15 protein-coding genes and 1 pseudogene are annotated in these 20,949 nt (G+C 63.7%); 2 read left to right on the forward strand and 14 right to left on the reverse strand.

Annotation, left to right across the window (positions count from 1 at the left end):
• The 7 genes and pseudogenes from HALKA_RS22055 to HALKA_RS0117540 all read right to left on the reverse strand — a co-directional run.
• Window positions 1-121 (reverse strand): annotated as a pseudogene (locus tag HALKA_RS22055) (Lrp/AsnC family transcriptional regulator); the annotation flags it as partial.
• Between the two features lies 1 nt (window position 122).
• A complete protein-coding gene (locus HALKA_RS0117515; protein WP_018257756.1) occupies window positions 123-809 on the reverse strand; it encodes a potassium channel family protein in 687 nt (228 codons plus the stop codon).
• Between the two features lie 512 nt (window positions 810-1,321).
• A complete protein-coding gene (locus HALKA_RS0117520) occupies window positions 1,322-1,810 on the reverse strand; it encodes a phosphopantetheine adenylyltransferase (protein WP_018259216.1) in 489 nt (162 codons plus the stop codon).
• A gap of 62 nt (window positions 1,811-1,872) precedes the next feature.
• Entirely contained in the window at window positions 1,873-2,481 is a 609-nt protein-coding gene (locus HALKA_RS0117525) for a winged helix-turn-helix domain-containing protein (protein ID WP_018259217.1), read from the reverse strand.
• Between the two features lie 288 nt (window positions 2,482-2,769).
• A complete protein-coding gene (locus HALKA_RS0117530) occupies window positions 2,770-3,852 on the reverse strand; it encodes a glutamate--cysteine ligase (RefSeq protein WP_018259218.1) in 1,083 nt (360 codons plus the stop codon).
• Window positions 3,853-3,877: 25 nt separating this feature from the next.
• Window positions 3,878-4,519: a fibrillarin-like rRNA/tRNA 2'-O-methyltransferase gene (locus HALKA_RS0117535; RefSeq protein WP_018259219.1), complete on the reverse strand. Its 642-nt coding sequence runs from the start codon at window positions 4,517-4,519 to the stop codon at window positions 3,878-3,880.
• Entirely contained in the window at window positions 4,516-5,355 is an 840-nt protein-coding gene (locus HALKA_RS0117540) for an NOP5/NOP56 family protein (RefSeq protein ID WP_018259220.1), read from the reverse strand. The genes HALKA_RS0117535 and HALKA_RS0117540 overlap by 4 nt, the downstream gene beginning before the upstream one ends.
• A gap of 167 nt (window positions 5,356-5,522) precedes the next feature.
• Here HALKA_RS0117540 and HALKA_RS0117545 point away from each other — a divergent pair, with 167 nt between their 5' ends.
• Window positions 5,523-7,505: an AMP-dependent synthetase/ligase gene (locus HALKA_RS0117545; protein WP_155119453.1), complete on the forward strand. Its 1,983-nt coding sequence runs from the start codon at window positions 5,523-5,525 to the stop codon at window positions 7,503-7,505.
• A gap of 112 nt (window positions 7,506-7,617) precedes the next feature.
• Here the strand turns inward: HALKA_RS0117545 and HALKA_RS0117550 are convergent, their stop codons facing one another.
• The 3 genes from HALKA_RS0117550 to HALKA_RS0117560 form a co-directional block, all read right to left on the reverse strand.
• Window positions 7,618-9,069, reverse strand: coding sequence for a DASH family cryptochrome (locus HALKA_RS0117550; protein ID WP_018259222.1), 1,452 nt, complete (start codon window positions 9,067-9,069; stop codon window positions 7,618-7,620).
• A 75-nt stretch (window positions 9,070-9,144) separates the two neighbouring features.
• Window positions 9,145-9,333 carry a hypothetical protein gene (locus HALKA_RS0117555; RefSeq protein WP_018259223.1) on the reverse strand — a complete coding sequence of 63 codons (189 nt, stop codon included), beginning with the start codon at window positions 9,331-9,333 and terminating at the stop codon, window positions 9,145-9,147.
• Between the two features lie 175 nt (window positions 9,334-9,508).
• A complete protein-coding gene (locus HALKA_RS0117560; protein ID WP_018259224.1) occupies window positions 9,509-10,456 on the reverse strand; it encodes an IS1595 family transposase in 948 nt (315 codons plus the stop codon).
• Between the two features lie 575 nt (window positions 10,457-11,031).
• On the opposite strand from HALKA_RS0117560, the gene HALKA_RS21165 reads away from it, so the two are divergent.
• Window positions 11,032-11,898, forward strand: a complete 867-nt coding sequence (locus tag HALKA_RS21165) for a hypothetical protein (protein ID WP_155119454.1) — start codon at window positions 11,032-11,034, stop codon at window positions 11,896-11,898.
• Window positions 11,899-11,981: 83 nt separating this feature from the next.
• Here the strand turns inward: HALKA_RS21165 and HALKA_RS0117570 are convergent, their stop codons facing one another.
• The 4 genes from HALKA_RS0117570 to HALKA_RS0117585 are packed head-to-tail and all read right to left on the reverse strand — an operon-like array spanning window position 11,982 to window position 20,867.
• The gene (locus HALKA_RS0117570) at window positions 11,982-15,209 is read right to left on the reverse strand and encodes a SpoVR family protein (RefSeq protein WP_018259226.1); all 3,228 of its coding nucleotides are present in this window, start codon (window positions 15,207-15,209) and stop codon (window positions 11,982-11,984) included.
• The gene (locus tag HALKA_RS0117575) at window positions 15,206-16,522 is read right to left on the reverse strand and encodes a YeaH/YhbH family protein (RefSeq protein WP_018259227.1); all 1,317 of its coding nucleotides are present in this window, start codon (window positions 16,520-16,522) and stop codon (window positions 15,206-15,208) included. Before HALKA_RS0117575 ends, HALKA_RS0117570 begins: the two co-directional genes overlap by 4 nt.
• Window positions 16,513-18,795 carry a PrkA family serine protein kinase gene (locus tag HALKA_RS0117580; RefSeq protein ID WP_018259228.1) on the reverse strand — a complete coding sequence of 761 codons (2,283 nt, stop codon included), beginning with the start codon at window positions 18,793-18,795 and terminating at the stop codon, window positions 16,513-16,515. The genes HALKA_RS0117575 and HALKA_RS0117580 overlap by 10 nt, the downstream gene beginning before the upstream one ends.
• Complete coding sequence (locus tag HALKA_RS0117585; RefSeq protein WP_018259229.1) at window positions 18,795-20,867, reverse strand: PrkA family serine protein kinase; 2,073 nt, start codon at window positions 20,865-20,867, stop codon at window positions 18,795-18,797. The genes HALKA_RS0117580 and HALKA_RS0117585 overlap by 1 nt, the downstream gene beginning before the upstream one ends.
• Window positions 20,868-20,949 lie beyond the last annotated feature (82 nt).

Raw genomic sequence — 20,949 nt, forward strand, 5'->3', positions numbered from 1 at the left:
TGAAGTCTACGTCCCCGGCGACGATGTGAGCGGCCGTGACGCCGTCGATGGCTTCGATTTCGCCCTTGAGCCGGTCGGCGTCGCCGGTGTACACCTTGACCATCACGTAGGCGACGACCATCTCAGGCACCTCCCATGGTGGCCGCGCGTCCGGTCTCGCCGACGACGATGCTGCGCACGTCTCCGAGCGCGTCGAAGTCCGCGAGGACGACGAGGTGATCGCCGAGATCGAGGGTCTCGTCCTCGCCGGGCAGGTCCAGGGGCTCGTCGCGCTTGCCGAACGCGAGCAGTCGGGCGTTGGCCGGCAGTTCGAGTTCGCTGATGGAGTAGCCCCGCATCGGCGACTGCTCGGTGATGGTGAACTCCACGAGCTGGAGGTTCTGATCGATGTCGGCGACGGCACGGATGTTCCCGCCCAGCAGGGCGTTCTTCGCGGCGATCGCCCCCAGGCGCTCGGGGTAGATCACTTCGTCCACGTCGCCGGCGTACTTGCGGTAGATCTCCTCGCGGTAGTCCTCGTCGATGCGCATCACGGTCCGGCAGTCAAACTGTTTGGCGATCATACAGGCTACGAAGTTGTCGTTGAGGTCGCCGGTCAGCGCGCCGAGTGCGTCCGCACGGTCGAGATCGGCGTCGTCGAGGATCGTCTCGACCGCACCGTCGCCCTCGATCACGTCGTGTCCCTCTTCGCGGGCACGCGCTACTTTCGTGGGGTCGTTCTCCACGAGAACCACGTCGTGCCCGCCGTCGTCGAGCACGCGAGCGGTCCGGAGTCCGACGCGACCGGCACCCACGATAACGAATCTCATGGTAACGCTTACGAGTCGGTGGTGGATAAAGGTACCCCGTGGTCCTGAGGTAGTGTTCAGATAAGCCGCTGCATTTTCTGAGTTGGAGACACCGAAAGCCCTCGGCCCGCTATAGTAACAATTGAAACAATTTACACACCGATCGCACTGCAGTCGTGCGATCGGATGTGCATTGATTTTCAATGGCTACTATAGCCCGATCTGGGGCGGCACTATTCGACCGGAGAGAGAATATCCGCCACAGATCGGGCTACCGAGCGGCGTCCGCGGCGCTTGCGCCGCGGGCTCGGAAGAGCGTGCTCTTCGGGCGCTCGATCCCTCCCGGGCGACGGTGAGCCCAGCGGAGCGAGGCGAACGTCGGGAGAGCTTGCTCTCCCGGAACAAGCACGCGCACGGAGTGAGCGCGCGCAACGAGCCCCGGAGCGGTCGAGCGACGCGAGGGCGTTCGGTGACCGAATGACGCTACTCTCTCCTATCTGAACACCACCGTCACGAAACCGCACGCCGGCAGGTCAGGCCCGTTCCGGGCGACCGTCCCGGTCGGGCGTGACGGTGCCGTGCTGGTCGATCTCGCCGCGGACGATCCGCGTGCTCGAAATCACCTCGTCGTCGTCGGCGTAGACGTGCGGGACGACCTCGATGTCGAGCGTGTCGTGGCCACGCTCGCTCCGGATCTCGTTGATCCGCTTGCCACCGGTCTCGGTCTCGGGAGAGACGATCAGTACGTCGAACTGGGGTTCGGTGGCGATTCCGGTCGGTTCCGTCAGCTCTCGGACGTCGTACTCGCGGTCGTACTCCGCGGCGAAGTCGGCGAGTTCCTCGTCGAGGTCCCGGCAGCGCTCGTCGAAAGAGCGGACGTAGCGGTCTTCGTCCCGGAGCTCGGGCGCGAGATCATCGCTGGTCAGCCCGACCGTCACGTCGCCCAGTTCGAACGCACGCTCGAACAGCGCGCGGTGACCATCGTGAATCGGATCGAACGTCCCACCCAGCGCGACCTTCATACAACGTGGCAGAAGGGCTCTCGATTTAGGGGCTTCGACTCCGGCAGTACGAGACGAGGGGGCTACTCGTCGTCGTCAGCGGCCGCGTCGTCGTCGCTGTCGGTCGCCTCGTCGTCGGCCTCGTCGTCGGCCTCGTCGCTGACGCTGATGGTGACCGGATCGGTCTCGGTGTCCTCGGTGTCGCGGTCGCGACCGCCCAGGTAGTTGTCGAGGTTGAACACGGTGTTGAGCTCCGACTGGACCTCGTCGACAACGTCCGTCACGAGGTCGCTGGGAGCCATCGCGGCGTACTCGTAGGGGTTGTTCCCCGCGCCGTCGCTCTCGCGTTTCTGGCGGGCGACTTTCCCCTCCTCGTGGAGTTCCGCAAGCGCTTCTCGGACGGTGCTCGGGTACAGCCCGGTCCCCTCTGCGATCTCGTCGCTCGTGCTGTCGGGACGCTGCCGGAGGTGGACGTAGATCCGTGCCCGAGTCTCCGTGTCCAGCACCCACGACAGCAGGTCGACGATCCCCTCGTCGAAGGACTCGACGGCGCGGTCGGCCTCCTCTTCCAGTCGCTCGCGTACGTCCACGTCGTCGTCCAGTTCCTCGTCGAAGGGGTCGTCGCCGAACGGATCTTCGCCGAAGTCGTCGCCCGCGTCCTCGCGATCGTCGGATGTGTCGTCTGTAGTCATGTCGTTTCTAGAAGGACGGAAGTCGCCAGCGCACTAAAACCTTGGGTCCTTTCCGGAAGGTCAAAATTGCTTTTGCAGGAATATTACTTAAAGAATGGCCGATACCCTCCGCCATTATCGCGGACGAGATGTCTCGGAAACTATTTACCAGATACCCCACAATGTAGCAGTAGCGGTGTGGCATGGGATGGTACACCGCAGGTGGACGTTCGGCCGGCGTGGTGACCCGGCCGACACCGGGATGCCCGCGACGGGTTCGAAGCGACGTGGAGTGGGGGTAGTACCCAATTACGCGTTCTTTTGCAGGACGAGGTCGTCTGCGAGAGTGGCGACGCCTTGCTTCCGGAGGCGGCGCTGGCGATTCGCGCCGCTCTCGCGGTCGTAGAGCGTCCGGAGGCCGTCGATTCCGAGTCGGTCACACTCCCGGTCGACCAGTTCTCCCAGCGGAGCCGTCGACCCCGTTCGGGTGAGCAGCGAGGCGTCGTGACCGTGGCGCATCGCTCGCCACTTGTTCTCGTCCAGATACTCACGCCGGGTGTCGGTTCCCGAGGCACCGTCTTCGAACTGGTCGGCCAGGGACGCGACCAGCGCGTGGACGTACTCGACGAAGGCGAGCACGTACTCGGGGTTCCGCTGGCCGTCCGGCGTCCGGACTTCGACGGTGCCGTGTCCGGAGTGTGGTCGCACGTCGAACCACAGCTCTCCCCGGTCGCGGATGCTGTCGGTCTCGACCATCCGGCGCTCGAACTGCTCGTAGGCCGCGTACGACTCGAACGCGGTGGGCATTCCCGTGTTCGGGAGCCCCTCGAAGATCTTCGCACGAGCGGACGCGAGCCCGGTGTCGTAGCCGTTCCAGTACGGCGAGTTCGCAGACAGCGCGAGCACGAGCGGGAGGTGCCGGCGGAGTTCGTTGGCGATCCAGACGGCCTTGTCCGCGTCGTCGACGCCGACGTGGACGTGGAGGCCGGCCGTGGTGTTGCGGTGCTGGGGGTACTGGATGCGATCCAGCTGGGAGCGGTAGCGGGGCTTCTGGGCGTGTTCGAGTTCGCGCCACTTCGCGAGCGGGTGGAGCCCGGCCGCCGCGATCTGAAAGCCGTTGGCCTCGGCGTGGTCGACCAGTGCGTTGCGAACGTCTTCCAGAGCCGATCGTGCGTCATCGAGCCCGTCGAGTGTCGGCGTCTGAGTCTCGACGACGGTCTTGAACAGTTCGTGGTCGAGCCGTCCGTCGAGGATCGTCGGCGGGTCGCTCTCGTAGACCAGCTCGTCCGACCCTGCGGTCGGCCGGCCGTACTCGTCGACGACGTAGAACTCCTCTTCGATCCCGAGCGTGCCCATCCGGTCGAACGCGGCGGCGGAACCCGTCTCCTCCATCGGTCACAGCGTCGGTTGCCGGGCGTTAAAACGTTCCGTCACGCCGAGGCCCGGCGACGACGCCGAGGTGGTCGTCGTGGTGCGGTGCCAGCGACTCGCTGGCCTCGATCTCGTAGCGCTCTTCGAGCGTCGTCAGCACGTCCTCGAAGACGGCCGCTGGATCGGCGGTCACGTCCTCGCTGCGAGCTTTGATCGACAGCAGGAGCCGTCCGTCCGGGCGGAGGAAGCCTGCGTTGCGGTTTGCGACGAGTGCCTGTCCGCGCGTCGCCACGTCCTGGACGAGCACGTCGACCGGTTCGACGACGTGGGCGTACGACTCCGGCTCGCGGGCGTCTTTCAGGAGCGGGAAGAGGGTCGGTCGCGGGTCCGCCGCATCGAGCAGATCCCTGACGGGCCGTGGCGCGAACTCGACGGCGTAGGTCGGCCCGGCGAAGTCCGCGACGTGGCTCACCGTCGTCCCGGCGGCGGCACCGAGGTAGAGCACCGTCTCGCCGCCCGCCAAGCCGGTCTCCATCCCGAGTGCGAGCATCGCCCCGAGCTTCGAGCGGTCGGGGTCCCAGCGTCGCCACGCGCCGTCGGTCGCCTCGCCGTACACCGGCTCGCCCCGCGTCGCCAGCCCCGTTTCGCCGTCGAAGTCGTGGCGCTCGACGCCGTTCGGGAGCGTCACTCGCCGTCACCTCCCGTTCGGGACTGGATCGCCTCGATCCGCTCGTCGAGTTCCGCCTGGAGGTCTGGCCGCAGGTCGCCGCTGTAGTGGTCGATCCGTGCGGCGATGGTGAGCTTACCCGCGAGCGCGCGGGCGGCCGACCCGCGGTGGTCCGGGTGAGTCCCCCGAACCGCCTCGTGGGTGAAGATGATCCCGTGTTTCGGCGAGGGGGCCGACCCCCGGAGGTGCGCGAACAGCGCGTCTTCAGCGCCCAGGACCTGTACTGTCCCGCTCGGCTTTTTCGCGAGCGATTCGAGCCCGCCGGCCAGCGAGACGAGACGAGCGGCCAGCACGGGCCCGGCCAGTGCCGCCAGATTCGGCGCGACCTCGGGAGCCGTCCGGTCGATGTACGCTCGCAGACGGTCGGCTTCCTCGTCGAGATCGACGACGCGCTGGGCGAGCGACTGCACTCTCTCCCCGGCCGGATCCGACGGCTCACTCGCGGCCAGCTCGCGGGCGTACTCGACGCCGCTGCCGGCGTCCGCCGAGCGGCTCTCGCCCCACTCGGCGACTCGCTCTGCCAGCTCGTTTGCCGTCCGTTCGCAGTCGGCCATCGACCGCACCGCGTGGACGAGCTGGCGGTCGTCGGCACCCTCTCGCTCCTGGACGGCCTGCTCCGCGGCCGCCGTCGTCGCGGCGCGCAGGCGGTCGTAGTAGTCGTCGGTGTCGTCGGCGAACCCCGCGTCGACGGCCAGCCGAGGCCACTCTGCCGGTTCGTCGGCGCTGCCCTCGCGGATCGTGGCGACCGCTGCCTCGTCGTCGTCGGGATCGAGCCCGGCGAACCACCCGTCAGTCATAGAGCGTGTTTGCAGGGCCGCCGCGTTAAAAGGCGCGGTCGGTCCCGTGGATCGCGGGCGAGCGGCTGGTCCGTTCGGAGAGACGAGAGTAAACGCCGAGCAACGGGAACGAGCGGGAACACTGGGACGGTTATACGCCCCTATTTATATCACGGTCGACCGTGTATATGTGTCTCATGGCTGGGTCAAGAACGGTGCCGTCGTGGCGTGAAGCGGAGCGAGAGTACTCGGACGAAGTCGTCGCCGACACGACGATCCCGGAGCTGTTCGAGGCCACCGCACAGCGAAACGCGGACAGGACCGCCCAGTTGTACAAGGGCGGCACCTACGACCGCTCGCTGACACCCGCAGTGATGCCGGCGGCTCCGGACGGAGACTACGCCTCGATCACCTACGACGAGATGCAGTCGATGGTCCACAACCTCGCGGCGGGCTTTCGCGAACTCGGCGTCGACCACGACACTCGCGTGGGCCTCTTTTCCAGTACGCGCATGGAGTGGGCGCTCTCCGACTTCGCGGCGCTGGCGGCCGGCGGCATCGTCACGACGGTCTACACCGAGTCCTCCCCGCGCCAGGTCAAGTACCTCCTGAGCGATCCCGGCGCAGACGGCGTCGTCGTCGAGAACGAGGCGCTGCTCGACCGGCTTCTCGAAGTCGAGGATCGACTCGACCTCTCCTTTATCGTCACGGTCGACGAGTACGACACCGACCGCGACGACGTGTACACGCTGGGAGAGCTCCACGAGATCGGTGCCGAGGCCTACGACGACGCGCGCTACCGGTCCTGGCTCGAAGAGCGCTCTCCGTCGGACCTCGCGAGCCTGATCTACACGTCCGGGACGACCGGCCAGCCGAAGGGGGTCAAGCTCACCCACAGAAACTTCTGCTCGAACGTCAACCAGGTGTACAAGCGACTCGCGCCCCGCCCCGACAAGGACCCGGACCATCCGACGCTCTCGCCCGGCACCACGTCGATCTCCTTCCTACCGCTCGCACACGTCTTCGAACGGCTCGCCGGCCACTTCGTCATGTTCGCCGCGGGCGCGACGGTCGGCTACGTCGAGGATCCCGACACGCTCGCCGACGACATCAAGCTGATCAGGCCCGACACCGGTGCGAGCGTCCCCCGCGTCTACGAGCGGATCTTCGATCGGATGCGCGATCAGGCCAGCGAGTCGCCGATCAAAGAGCGCATCTTCGAGTGGTCGACCGACGTGGCCAGAGAGTGGGCCCGGACCGACGATCCCGGCCCGCTCCTGGGCCTGAAGCACGCGGTCAGCGACCGGCTGGTCTACAGCCAGCTCAAAGAGAACCTCGGGGGCAACATCGAGTTCATGGTCAGCGGCGGCGGCAGCCTCTCGAAGGAGCTGTGCGAGACGTTCCTCGGGATGGACCTCACGATCGTCGAGGGGTACGGCCTCACCGAGACCGCACCGGTCGTCAGCGTCAACCCTCCCGAAGACGTGCGACCGGGGACGATGGGCGTCCCCGTCGTCGACGAGGAGGTCAAACTCGACACCCACGTCGTCGATCAGGACGACTTCGAGACCAGCCGAGACGTGGGCGAGTTGCTGGTCCGGGGACCGAACGTCGCCGACGGCTACTGGAACCGGGAGAAAGAGACCGCCCAGTCCTTCGAGCCCGACGGCTGGTTCCACACCGGCGACATCGTCGAGCGGACCGAGGACGACTTCCTGATCTACCACGACCGCCTCAAGGAGGTGATCGTCCTCTCGACGGGCAAGAACGTCGCTCCCCAGCCCATCGAGGACGCCTTCTCGACCAGCGACCGCGTCGCACAGGCGATGGTCGTCGGCGACGACCAGAAGTTCATCGCGGCGATGTTCGTCCCGAACTTCGAGCGACTCCGGCGCTGGGCCGACCGCGAGGGGATCGACCTGCCCGACAGCGAGACCGAGATGTGTGACGACGAGCGCGTCCACGAGTGGATCCAAGAGGCCGTCGACGAGGTCAACGAGGACCTCGAAAAGGTCGAGACGATCAAGAAGTTCGTGCTGCTCCCGAGGGAGTGGACCGCAGAGAACGACCTCCTGACGCCGTCGATGAAGAAGAAGCGCCGCAACATCAGGAAGGCCTTCGAGGACCGCCTCTCGGAGATCTACGAAGAGCCCGTCGCGATAGACGACTGATACGGTTTATTGTAGTTGCTTACCGGTGATCGTCTACTCCGTGGCGACGATCACCGGTAAATCGCTACAATAATCCGTATGAGACGGCGGCCGTCGTTGCGTACCGGCGGTATCAGCGCAGCTTCTCGTACGACGCTTCGAGGTCGATCATCGGCGCGGGGTAGTCGATCCCCAGTTCGACGCCGTAGTCGGCCTGCTCGCGCTCGCTCATCGTCCAGGGCTCGTGGGCGTATTCCGGAGGGAGGCCGTCCAGCTCGGGACACCAGCGAGTGACGTACGCCCCCTCGGGGTCGTAGTGTGTCGCCTGGCCGACGATCTCGAAGTAGCTGTCTCGCGAGTCGTTGCCGACCTGTGACTGGTACGCCCAGTTACACCAGTTCGAGGCCACGTCGTAGTCGACCAGCCGCGACTCGAAGTAGGCCGCCCCGAGCCGCCAGTCGATCCGGAGGTTGTTCGAGAGAAACGAGGCGACGTTCTGGCGGCCGCGATTGCTCACGTAGCCCGTCGCGTTCAGCTCGCGCATGTTGGCGTCGACGAAGGGGATCCCCGTCTCGCCACGCGCCCAGCGTTCGAACTGCGCACGGTCGCGCCGCCACCGAATGTCGTCCCGGTCGCGGATACCGCCGGGCTGGAACCACTTCGCGCCGTACTTCGCGAGCTGGTACTGGAAGAAGTCCCGCCAAGTCAGCTCGAAGACGAGCCAGTACGTCGAGTCGTTTTCCACCCGATCGGTCTCGTACTGCTCGACCTCGCGGTGGATCCGGCGCGGCGAGAGACAGCCAAAGGAGAGCCACGGCGAGAACTTCGAGGAGTAGTCGGCACCCACGAGGCCGTTACGCGTCTCGCGGTACTCCCGCAGGCAGTCGCGCTCCCAGACGTACGTCGCGACGCGATCCAGCCCCGCCGTCTCGCCGCCGGTCCAGTCGAGGACGCCGCGGTCGTCGACCGTCGCCTCGTCCTCGCCGAAGCCGAAGTCCGCGAGCGTGGGGAGATCGTCGGCACCGCTGGTGGCGCGCCGGCCGCCGTTGGGGGCGTGGACCCACTCCGGGGCCGGTTTGGCCGGTCGGACGGTCGCCTTCGCTTCGGTTCGATCCTTCCACGGCGTGAAGGTGTCCTCGATCTCGTCTGGCGGTCTGGGGAGGTCGTCGCGGTGGTACAGCGTGTGCGTCCAGAACGTCTCGGAGTCGATCCCGGCGTCGGCCAGCCCCGCCCGAACGCTGCCAGCTTCGTCCCGCTCTTCGGGACCCGGAAGCGCCTGCCAGTAGACCGCGTCGGCGTCGAACTCCTCGGCGGCCTCGGGGACGACCGTTCCGGGGTCGCCGCCGCGAACGTACAGTTCGCCGTCCCGGTCCCGCAACGACTCGCGCAGGTCGGCGAGGCTCTCGATCAGGAACTGCGCCCGATGAGGACCGACCCTGTCGAGCCCGAACATCCCTTCGCCGGTCAGTCGATCCGGGAGACAGTACAGCGGCACGACGGTGTCGGCCTCGGCGACGGCGCGTCGCAGCGTCGCGTTGTCGTGACAGCGCAGATCGCGGCGGAACCAGACGACGATGGTGGTCACGTAAGAATGGGAAGGACGCTCACTGAAAATGTAGCATGGATAACAGCGTAGGTGTGTGGCCGCTCGTCGTGCCGCTCAGGAGAGCAACTGTTCGGCCTCCTCGACGCTCGTCGCGGTCATCGCTTCGTCGGCGGCCGCCTGCATCTGGTTGCCGTCGAGCGCATCCCGAATCGTCAGGTAAAGTCGGTGGTTGCCGGTGTCGGCTTCGATCTCGTACGATCCAGTCTCTGTCGGTATGTCCGTGTATTGTTCGCAATCAGCCAAATGAACGCCTCCTAACTCAGTTGGTATCGGCTCGACTACGACACCCACTCGTCGGGTTTGTTGTCATCGTCTAATTATCCGAGTCGTTTGATTTGTGAATTAGCTTCATTGCGAATAACTCCTGATTAGGGTGTTAGTCCAGATACTGGTAGAATATCCAAATGGCAGCACGCTCTTACGTAGACTGGCGAAAAATATCGGCAGCGAAGCAGTCAACGAGTCCGTGGATTGGTGCGCCAGCGAGATTCAATGACCGCAGGAAGCCGTAGGTACGAGCGGCCTGTTCCAAGCCCTGCTTGGACAGGCCGCGGAATTTCTCGATCCACGGTTGCAACAACGACCAGAGACACTCAGCTTNGTTGGTGTGAACNCCCGCATCTGAGACGTATGCTTCGTCGTGAACCACCGTTCTGTGGTCGTGCTCCATCTGTTGATACGGCGGGTACTCATCCGTCCAGACCTCTCCCAGTCGCTGGGAGAGGTCTTCAGCTTCTTCGATCACTGGCTTGAGTTCGTCCTTGAACTTCGTTCCTTCCTCAGCAGAAACCACGCGAAGCACGTCGCGGCAGGCCGCGACGAGCGTCAGTTCATCACCCTGCTCACCGCTCCAGCGTGTGCGACCGCCCTCTGGCGACCCGCCGCGGGACAGACCGTCCCGCGGTGGGTCGCGTCCCTTGTACCCAGAGCAGACCTGCTGGGTTTCATCGACCTGCGTTGGCCCGTCGAGAGTGTGATCGATGCGATCCCAGACGACGGGGAAGCCGCGCTGGAACGCGGCTTCCACGTCACGAATCGCCGAGTGAATCGTGTTGTACGCCCGATCAAGTAGGGAAGCAATTTGATTGATGCTGAGCAACGAATCAGCGTAGAGGACGAAGGCGACGAGGAACTCGCCGGGGGCGAGTTCCGCGTCGTAGAACGGTGTACCGAGCGTGTAGGTACTCATGAAGCCGCAGCCACGGCACCAGATACGGTCGAGATCGTCGTAGGTTCGGATGGTTGTCGCGCCACAATCAGGACAGGGTGCCTGTTCCCAGATGGTCTTGAGACGCCGCTCGACGATGGCGTCGAGCGGCTCGGGCCGAAACTCCAAAGCGCCAAGCGATACAAGTTGCTGAAGCATCCCGCCGAATGCTGGTTGTTTGGTCACAGCTGATAGCAGGAGACGGGATGCTTTCCATACAACGGAGTCTTTTCGCTAGCTTGAGCAAGAGCGTGGCAGCAAATAATCCGACGCCAATAATGCCGAGAACCGTCATTGCTATGTCTGTTGGCACAAGTTGGAAGACCGACTGTAATACGACCAACGTAATCAATAGCCAGAAGGCTTGTGCTGCCGCAATATCAGTTGTTGATTCGTCACTTTCGGATTGGGGGGTACTGTTCGAATATGAAACAGACAGGAAAGCGACGAACATCCCAACTCCGATACGCACAATTCCTTCCACAATTTGTGATTGGTAGATCGTATAACCACCACTCATCAAAAGCACGAGGGCAAGCCCGGCTAATATGTATTTGATATAATATGGATATTCCGTACGTTCGTTAATTCTCGAGGGGGCAGTCATCCTTGTATGAATCACTCCATCACGACGTACGGGAGATTAGGAGGGTAATGATAAAAAAACATTTGAAAATTATATGTAGTGTATTTTCAATCTGAATGATTTAATAGCAATTAGTAAATAGATTAGTATGATATCGCAAAATACAGAATCAGAGATAGATAATCACGTAAAAAAAGTGGACGAGAACGTTGATGGGGGAGGATATGTCGAAGCATGGGAGTCAATGACCGAAGTTCGCTCTGAGAACGATAGCAAGCTCAAACGAAGGAGTTTGGTCAAGGGTATTGCGGCTACCGCTATCGGCCTTGGACTCTCAACTGGTAGTGCGAGCGCTGATGAAACGAGTGAGGTCAGCTTCGAGGTTGAAGATACTGACGAGATTGAAGTTACCGATGTTGAGGACAGACACGAGTTCGTGAGGACCCGCCAGAATGCTCTGAAAAATCCTGAAGTCAGACGAATCTTCGCCAAATTCGCTCATAACGGATGGGACCCGAAGTGGGGAGAAATTGTGGTCAGCAAAACAATTGTCGACGGAGAAACGATTCAGCACACAGTTTCAATTCCCTTCAAAACAGAATCAGGCAATGCCAGTCTGTTCTGGGCTGATAACGACGACATTGATACCAAGGGATTGTACAAACATCCAAATGGTGAGAATGCTGTTAAATTTGAACGATACTATGTCGATGACGGTGAAGTGAAGACTGCCGTCTCAAATGTAACAAGACGTGATATGCAGAAAGCTTTCGACCAAGCCAGTAGTCAAAGTCAAAGCGATATCGAAGTACAAGCGGCGGGTACCGAGTTCCCAGATTGTGAATGGAATTCAAATTGTGTCGGACAGTACGCACTGGCTCTGGGCGCAACGATCACCTGCTGTAGCACATGTTCCTCGCTCATCGGCGCAGCAGCCTCAGCAGGAGCAGCATGTGTTTGCTGTGTATTGAGCGGGATCGGTCTCGTCGCGCTTGAGTGCCCGCTGTGTGAGTGAATAGATTTCGCCACTAAAATTCTACAATTAAGGCTGTGTTGGTCGGGTCCAGAAATTCGTTTTACTGGACAGTGATTTACCGGCTACGACAGCCACTCCTCGGGCTTGGTGTCGTAGTCGATGTCGTCGGCGTCCAGGTGTTCGACCTCGGACCAGTCGACCTCCTGTATCGTGACCTCCTCGCCGTCGTATCGCAGGCGCTTGCCGACCGCCTCGGGCTCGGGTTCCTGGTCGCGTCGCCGCGCGACCTCCACGTCGTGTTCGTCGAACTCCTTGTCGATGGTCAGCAGATTGACTGGCCGCCCCCAGAGTTCGAAGACGCGTTGCAGCGTCTCCGCGGCCTGTTCGAGGTCCAGCACGACGCCGTTGTACTGGTGGGTCAAGAGGAGTTCGTTGCGGTTGCGGTAGTTGCCGTCGGCGACGGTGATCGTCGGCTTGCCGAAGTTGGTGAACTGCAACATCAGCTTCTTTTTCACGTCTTCGGCGGCCGTCGAAGTCGCACGGAAGTCGCCCGAGGAGTGGGTGTACTCGTAGGTGAAGTAGTCGTGTTCGTCGACGAACTCCTGGGTGAGGAACTCGTTGAGGAAGGTCACGTCGTTGTGGCTCTCGCGGACCTCGCGCATCCGGTCCCAGCCCCGCGAGTAGTCCACATCCGCGAGGGCGTCCGCGACGCTCTCGTACCGGGCGTCGTCGAACATGTACCGCGAGATGCGCTCCAGCTCCGACTGGCTGATGCGCGAGACGAATCCGCGGTACTGTGGCTTGACCAGCGAGTAGTGGCGTTCGGCCATCCCCGCTTCGGTCAGGACCTTCCACGGGTAGGTCTCGACGTCGATCTCGCCGTCGCGGGCGCGAGCGAGCGCGTCGGCGTCGACTCGCGGATCGTCGGGGTCGAGATCGTCGAGGCCGGCGAGCACGTCGGTCACCGCCGAATCGGGCGCGATCAGGTCCTGTACCCGCTCGAAGTCGATCACGTCGTGGAAGTTCCGCCAGGTCACGTCCTCGACGCGAAGCAGTCGCTCGACGACTTCCCGGCGGTTCTCGCTGTTTTCGAGATACGTCCACAGTTCGAGCCCGAGCTTGTAGGGGTTGAGCCCGCCCGACCCGAGCACCTTCGACATGTGGTCGGCGTAGAGGACGAACTCGTCGGCGCTCGCGAACTGCTCTCCGGCCATCATCGTCGACTCCCAGTAGGAGTTGTGGTTGACGAAACCGCCGCCAGCGTAGCGGTGCGTGTCTCGAACCGAGATGTCGTAGACAGCACCGGTATCCGCTTCGATCGCGACGACCTCGTCGGTCCACGATTCGGACTCGAACCAAGCGAGGTTGTCGAGGTACGTCGCGAGCGCGGTCGACTTCTCCTCGTATCCGAATCCGATCTCCTCTGCGAAGATATCCGCAGACTTCCCGGTCAGATGCACGTGATAGCAGCCGTCGGTCTGTTCACGGCGACGGCTCAGTATTCCGAAGTTCGAAAGCAAGAGCTGAACAGTCTTCGACAGTTCTTCGCTCGCGGTCGACAGGATCACTCCCTGATCGCCCGCATAGCCGTCGGCGTCGAAGAGTCCGCTCAGGAACGCCGCGACGACCTGGCGTGGTGACCGGAGAATCTGATCGGGGACGGTCTTTTCGCTGGCCGCTTCTCCGGTCGGAAGTTCGAACTCCTCGATCAGTAACTCTCGGAGGTGCTTTGAGTACGCATAGACACGCCACCGCGATCCGTCTCGGTCGACAGTCGACCGATGGCCGAACAATTCCGAGACCAGCCCAGCGAACTCCTCTGCACGACCCTCGTCGCCGGACGTGAATCCGATATGCCGGGAGTTGGACGGGACGTGGCCGTCGCCGATCAGGAGCCCGAGGAATCGACCGAACTGCGCTGTGACCTCGCTGGGAACTCTGATTGGGTCGCGTTGTGACAGGCCGGGATTCGATGCGTCGTACTCCGACAGCGCAGCTTCGATCGCGTCGGCCCGTCGTGCCCGTCCCGTCTCCCGATATCGGATTACGGTCCAGACGGACACACCGGCCTCTTCGGCGACATCGTCGAGGGTCGTACACTCACGTGGATCCCGTGTCACGGCTTCGCGCTCGTCGGCCCAGATACCTTCGCCACCGGTGACGCCGATTTCGTCGCCGAGCGACAGCTCGTCGAGTCGGATCCAGTCGCCATCCGGCTGACGGATGCGATGGTTGTCTGAGCCGGTCAGTTCGAACCCACGACGCGTTTCGATCGAGATCACGTCGTGCTCGGGGATCACGTTCGAGTCGTAGACCTCACGCACCTCGTCCCCGTCTGACACGCGGGTGTGATTGTCGGCAACGTCTTCCATCGGGAGGATTCCGTCAGCGGTGAAAACTGGCGTTTCAGGGGCGACACAGGCCCATCCCTCGTTCATCACCTTCGTCATCTTCTGGGGCGCGAAGTAGTACGCCTCCCGGCGGAGCATCTCCAGTACGTCCGACTGCCAGTCGGCCATCTCGACGGCCTTCTCGCCGTCGGCGTCGTACTGCATGCCGTGTGTCTGGAGGAAGGCGAGCACGTCTTTTTGTGGCTCTTCGGGGAACGTGATCGGTTCGTCGTCCTCGGACTGCGCGTCGAGCCACTCCTCGGTGAACACCTGCCGGCGGACTTCCTCCGAGAGTTCGAGATCGCCGAGCTGGTCCGCTATCTCTTCGAGGTCCGCCTCGTCGGGGCGGTCCTCGCCGTCGACGGGCGCGTAGGGCTGGTGCTGGTCGATGTTGTCTTCCAGACAGAGGACGTGGTCGATCCACTTCTCGACCTCGGCGCGGTCGATCTCGGGGTCTTGCATGTACTCCTCGATCGTCTCGGCGTGGCGTCCCAGCATCGCCGCGGCCTCGGGATTGCTCAGACGGCGCTGGCCGTCTTCGCTGTCAGCGGCCCCCGGGGCCGCTCCGCCCGCGAACAGTCCGAACCAGTCGTTGTTCGCGAAGAAGTCCGCGTGGGCCTCGACGTGGGTGATGACGGCCTTCTGGTCGGCCAGCTCGTTGGACTCCTGGAGGAAGGCGTGGGCCGGGTTGTCGTTGTTGACGATCTCGAAGGCCTTCCCGCCGAGGAACTGCCCCTGCTTTTGCTGGCGGTCGTAGGCCATGCCCCACCGCCAGTGGGGGTACCGCTGCTGGAATCCCCCGTAGGCGATCAGCTCGTTCATCTCGTCGTAGTCGACGATCCAGTAGTTCACCGGGTAGGGGGTCAGACCGAGTTTCTTCGCCAGAGTCGCCGCCTCCTCGACTGACGTTTCGAGTTCGGCGGCGACGCGCCGTTTGCGGATGTGGTCGTCGGTGCTCATGATTCGTCCTCCGTGCTCAGGATCTCGTAGATCGCGTCGGTCACGTCCTCCGGGCTGGAGACGTAGGCCACGGCCACGTCGTCGGTCCCGCGGAAGTGGCGCTCCACTTCCTCGGCGTGGGTCGCGTTGATCGCGTTGCCCGACGGCTGGGTCTCGACGTAGGCGTGGAGGTTCGCCGGGATCTCCTCCATCAGTGGAATGACGTGTTCCTCGGTGTCGTTCGAGGAGTTCTCCGAGTCGCCGGCCGCGAACACGTAGCGGTTCCAGTCGGCCCAGGGGTAGGCCTCTTCGAGCCGTGCCAGCGCGAGTTCGTACGCGCTGGAGATGCGGGTCCCGCCGCCAGAGCGGATGCCGAAGAACTCGTCGCGGTCGACTTCCCAGGCGTCGGCGTCGTGGGCGATGTAGACGAACTCGGCGTGGTCGTACTTGCCCTGGAGGTACCAGTCCAGCGGCGTGAACGTCCGCTCGACGAGCTCTCGTTTCTTCTGGCGCATCGACCCGGACACGTCGCGGATGTTGACGACGACGACGTTCTTCTCGCGCTCCTCCTCGATCTCCGGGTAGCGGTATCGCTCGTCTTCCCGTCGGAACGGAATCTGGTCGACGCCCTCCCGTCGGATCCGGTTGGCGGTGCTCTCCCGGTCGACCGCGTCGGTCATCTCGTCGATGCTGTCCCAGACGGCCTTCTCGTCGGCCGGCAACTCCGCGTAGGCCTCCTCGATCCAGGCCTTCGAGACGGGGATGTGTTGCTCGCGGGCCCACTCGAAGACGGTCGCCGGCCCCCAGCCGTCGACTTTCAGCGCCTCGCGGACGAACGCCTCGTCGAAGTCCATCGCGAGCTTTCGCTTGAGGCCCTGCTTGAACAGCCGCTCGAAGTCCAGCGTCGAGGAGGGGCCGGACCTGGTGATGTCGGTGAAGTCGCCCTCGACCTCCTCGATCACCTGCTTGCCCTTCGGTTCGAGGTCGAGTCCGAGTTGCTCGTCCAGTTCCTGGGCGAACTCCTCGGGATCCATCTCGTAGTACTCGTGGTCGCCGCCGTCCTCGCCGGGCTCGCCGTCCTCGTCGCCGTCGTCGTCTGGCTGGGGCTGGCCCACCGGATCGCCGGGCTGGGGCTGGCCGTCCTGGCCCTGACCGACGCCGCCCATGTCGCGCTGATCGTACTCGAACTCGGGGAGGTCGACGATCTTGATCGGGATCTGCACCGAGTCCTGTCGGCTCTGGCCGAGGTCGCCGTACTGGATGAACTCGGCGAGGTCCTGGCGGCGTTGCTCGCCGACTTCACGGTACCGTTCGAGGTCGTCTCTCAGTCCCATCTGTAACTCACCTGGCTCATGACGTGGCGGCTCGTCAGCTCCGCCGACGCCGCGCTGTAGTCGAAGAGCTCGCGCATATTCTCGATCGTCGTCTCCTTCAGGTCGGCCGTCTCGGTCCCGCTCGGCGGGTTGTCCCACTGGCGCGGGTCGAAGTCCTCGTAGGCCCGCTGTACGTCGGCCCAGTCGTGGCTCCCCAGGACCGTCTGGATGACGGGGATCTCCTTGGGGTTCACGTCGCCGACGCGAAACGTCTCGTCACGGGACTGCCAGGCGTGGCGGTTCAGCGCCGTGATGATCTTCTCGGTCCGGAACGATCTGACGGCGTCGTCGGGCTCGTTGCCGTCGTAGTTGTCCTCCGCGAAGCGGCCGAGGTGCTCGATCTCGAACACCTTCATCTTCAGCGGGTCCGGCTCCTCGTACTCGCCGCGTTCGTTCTCGATCTGTTCCCCGGACTCCCAGGCGTAGACGTGTTCGACGTACTCCTCGACGGTCGACTCGTCGACGCGCTTGTCTCGCATGATGGCGTCGAGCACGTCCCGTTCTTGCTCGGCGAAGACGTGGTTCTTGACCGGGACCACGCGCTCCTCGAACTCGCTGGCCTCGGTCGGGGAGAACACCGGTGCGCTGTCGAGTTGTTCGGCCATCCGGTTGAGCACGTCCCGTGGCATGAGGACCCGTTCGACGGGCAACTCGGCGTGGTGGCGGTCCTGGGCTTCGTGCAGCAGGTCCGCGATCACGTCCCGCGTGAACGTCACGGGGATCCCCCCCTCGCCGTCGGCGGCGGCGTCGGAGAAGTCGAACTCCTCGGCCGCGATCCGGTCGTCGCCCTCCCGGAGGTAGCCACGGTCGAACAGCAGCGCCTTGTCGACGAGATCGAGCCCGCCAGGCAGGTCCGTCGCGTCGAGTCTGGAGACGATCGCGTACATCGCCGCCGCTTCGAGGGTGTGGGGAGCCAGCTCCACGTCGGTCACCTCGTCGGCACTGTCCCGGACGGCGACCGTGAGCGGTTCCTGGATCCACGTCTCCAGTTCGTCCCAGGAGTCGGCCTGCCACACCGTCGTCTCGTTGGTGAGTTCGCGCCGGAGGAGCTCTGCCTCCAGCGAGAGGTTCGTCAGGTACGTGAACTCGTGTTTGTCCAGGCGGCGCTTGAGCGCCTTCAGCGGGTCCTGTCCCTCGCGGTCGGCGTGTTGGTTGAGCTGGGCTTCGAGGTCGGGGTTCGAGATGATGACCAGCTGGGTGTCGATGTCCATCCCGATCCCCTTGTCCAGTTTGACGTGGCCCTCGTCGGGGACGTTCAGCAGTTTCTGGAGCAGATCGGCGTGCTGGGCCGCGTCCTCGACGATCGTTAGCAGGCCGTTGCCCTGCGAGAGGACGCCGTCGTAGGAGAACGCCTGCGGGTTCTTGCGCCCGCGAGAGTCCAGCTCTCGCAACATCCCGTGCATCCACGAGCCGACGAGTCGCTCCTTGGGCGACCCCTCGTCTTCGGAGTGGAGGACGCCGATGCCGTCGCCCACGTCGACGACGAAGTTCTTGACCCGGAGGTGTTCCGGGCTCGTGACCGCAGAGAAGAGGTCCTCGACCCCCTCGCGGCGGTACTGCTCTTCGAGGAACTCGTAGGCCTCTCGCGAGAACGGATCGAGGTCGCCCTCCGAGCGCAGCGTGACGTGGTCGTCGAGGCGCTCGTTCAGCGCCGCGAGGAGATCGCGACGCACGTCCTGTGGGAACACCGTGAGCGGATTGACCTGGACCGGGCTCTCGTACCAGTCGTCCTCGTCGGCCACGGGGTCGTCGCCGTAGCTGAGCGTCCGGTCGCTCTCGCCGGCCCCGGCGACGTTCCACTCGACGGTGTAGCGCCGCCCCTCGTCGGTTCGAGAGTACTCGCGCAGCCCGTTGATGAGACAGCGTTTGAGCTCCGATTTCCCAGTGGCCGTCGGCCCTTCGAGCCAGATGATCTTCTCGTCTTTCCCCCGGCCCGCCGCGATCGATCGCAGGTCGTCGACGAGCTTGTTCAACACCTCGGTGTTGCCCAGGATGGCGTGCTCGCCGTCGTTGTGGGGATCGTCGAAGAACCGGTAGCGGTCCTTTCGCTCGCCCTCCTCGATGACGGTCCGGGTGCCGGCGTCCTCGATGGCGTCGAGCAGGTACTTCGAGGCGTGGGAGGCCAGCGCGGGCCGTCCGAACAGCCGATCGAGGAAGGCCGCGAGGCTCACGGGCTCCTCGTAGGTGCTGTCGAGTGCCTCGTTCGCCCGACCGATGAAGTCCTCGCCGCTCATCACTCTTCCATCTCGCTTTTGGCGACCTCCGCACCGGCGAACTCCAGCACCTCCTTGGCCCCTTCCTCGGAGTAGCCCTGCTCGATCAGCGCGTCGATCCACTCGTTGCGCTCGTCGTCGTCCATCTCGCCGCTGGAGACCAGCGCGGAGAAGTTGATGTTGTGTTTCTTGTCCTCCCAGAGCTTGCGCTCCAGGGCGCGACGCAGGCGGTCGTTGTCCTGTGGGTTGAACGTGTCCCCTTCGCGTGCGCGGCGTGAGACCCAGTTGCTCACTTCCTGCCGGAAGTCGTCCTTGCGGTCTTCGGGCAGGTCGAGTTTCTCCTCGACGCCGCGCAGGAACTGCTCGTCTGGCTCCTGCTCGCGGCCGGTGAGATCGTCCTCGACGGTGTCGTCGTCGATGTAGGCCATGACGTGGTCCATGTACTTCTCGCCCTGGCGCTGGATCTCGTCGACGTCGTAGGCCAGCGCGTGGCGCACGTCCTCGATGGCTCGCTGCTTGTACTCCTCGCGGACGAGTTCGAGGTAGCGGTAGTACGTCGAGAACTCCTCTTCGGGGATCGAGCCGTGGTTTTCGAGGTTCCCCTCCAGGTGATTGAACGTGGTCAGCGGGGAGAGGAACTGCCGGCTGCGGTGCATCGAGTCCATGATCGCCTCGGCGATCTCGTCGCCGATGAACCGCGGCGAGACGCCGTCCATCCCCTCGCCGATGTCGGCCGTCTCGGCGGCCTCCTCGCGCAGTTTCTTCACGTCCACGTCCTCGGCCTCGCCGATCTCGCCGTTGTAGGCTTTGGCCTTCTGGAGCATGTCGACGGTCTCGGAGTCGGGTTCCTCGATCCGGGTGAGGACGCCGAACAGGCCGGCCATCTCCAGGGTGTGGGGCTCGACCTGGATGTCCGGCAGGTCGGCGTTGCGCAGCATCTTCCGGTAGATCCTGGCCTCGTCCTCGTAGCCCAGCACGTACGGGAAGTCGATGCGCTTGGTCCGGTCGTTGAACGCCTCCATCTTCTCGTCGCCCTTCTTGTCCCGGTACTCGGGCATGTTCGTCCGGCCGACGATCACCTGGTCGATGTCGATGCGAGGGTTGTTCTTGGGCTTGATCGTCTGTTCCTGGGTCGCGTGCAGGAAGTCGTAGAGGAACTCCCGCTGGAGCTTCAACAGCTCCTCGCCGGAGAAGATACCGCGGTTGGCGTTACAGAACGCCCCGGAGTAGTCGAACGCCCGCGGATCGCTCTCGCCGTAGATCGCGATCTTCGAGTAGTTCACGTCCCCCGTCAGCTCGGTCTCGTCCTGGTTTTTCTTGTCTTTGGGTTCGAACGTCTCGATCCCCTGACGCTGGTTCTCGTCGGCGATGAGGCGGACGATCTCGACGTGGTTGTCGAGCACGGATTCGAGGTCGTCGTCGTAGTGGGCCAGCAGCCGATCCATGTAGAACTCGCTGGCCGGATCGAGCGACTGCTCGTTTCGGATCGTGTAGGGAGCGTCCAGCTCCTCGTTGATGTCCTCGATGACGCGGTCGCGCTGTTTCTGTGGCAGCAGGACGATTGGGTCCTGGTTCATCGGCGATCGGACCACGTCGTCGGCCGGGTCCTGATCGTCGATCACGTCACAGAGGTTCGTCCACCGGAACGTGTACATCCGGCCGTCGTCCCGGAGCGTGTAGTCCTCGAAGTACCGGCGGATCTGTCGGTCGAAGTCGGACTTCCCGGAGCCGACCGGTCCCAGCAGCAGCTTGATGCGCTTCTCCGGCCCCAGCCCGCGTGCCCCCGACTTGACCTTGTTGACGAACTCGTGCATCGCCTCGTGGACGACGCGTCCGTAGAAGGTGTTCTCGCCGTCGTTGATCGGGTCTTCGGAGGCGAGCTTGTACTCGACGACGCCGGCATCTTCGTCGTACTCGGTGCCGTAGTAGTCGAACATGTCGGCGACGCGCTGGTGGGCGTTGCGGGCGATCGTGGGGTGGTCGTACAGCTCGTCGAGGTACCAGTCGAACGAGTGAGTCGTCCGGAGATCCGCCGGAATGGAATCCTGGTACTCTCTGCTCAACTCCTCGAGTGATTCTTTGGTGCCTGTCATACTATCACAGCGTGTGGTCGGACGCTGACGACGCCGTCAGCCGTGCTGGAACCGGTGTCTCGGGAACCGTTCGGGTCAGCAG

Source organism: Halomicrobium katesii DSM 19301, assembly GCF_000379085.1.
Classification (GTDB): Archaea; Halobacteriota; Halobacteria; order Halobacteriales; family Haloarculaceae; genus Halomicrobium; species Halomicrobium katesii.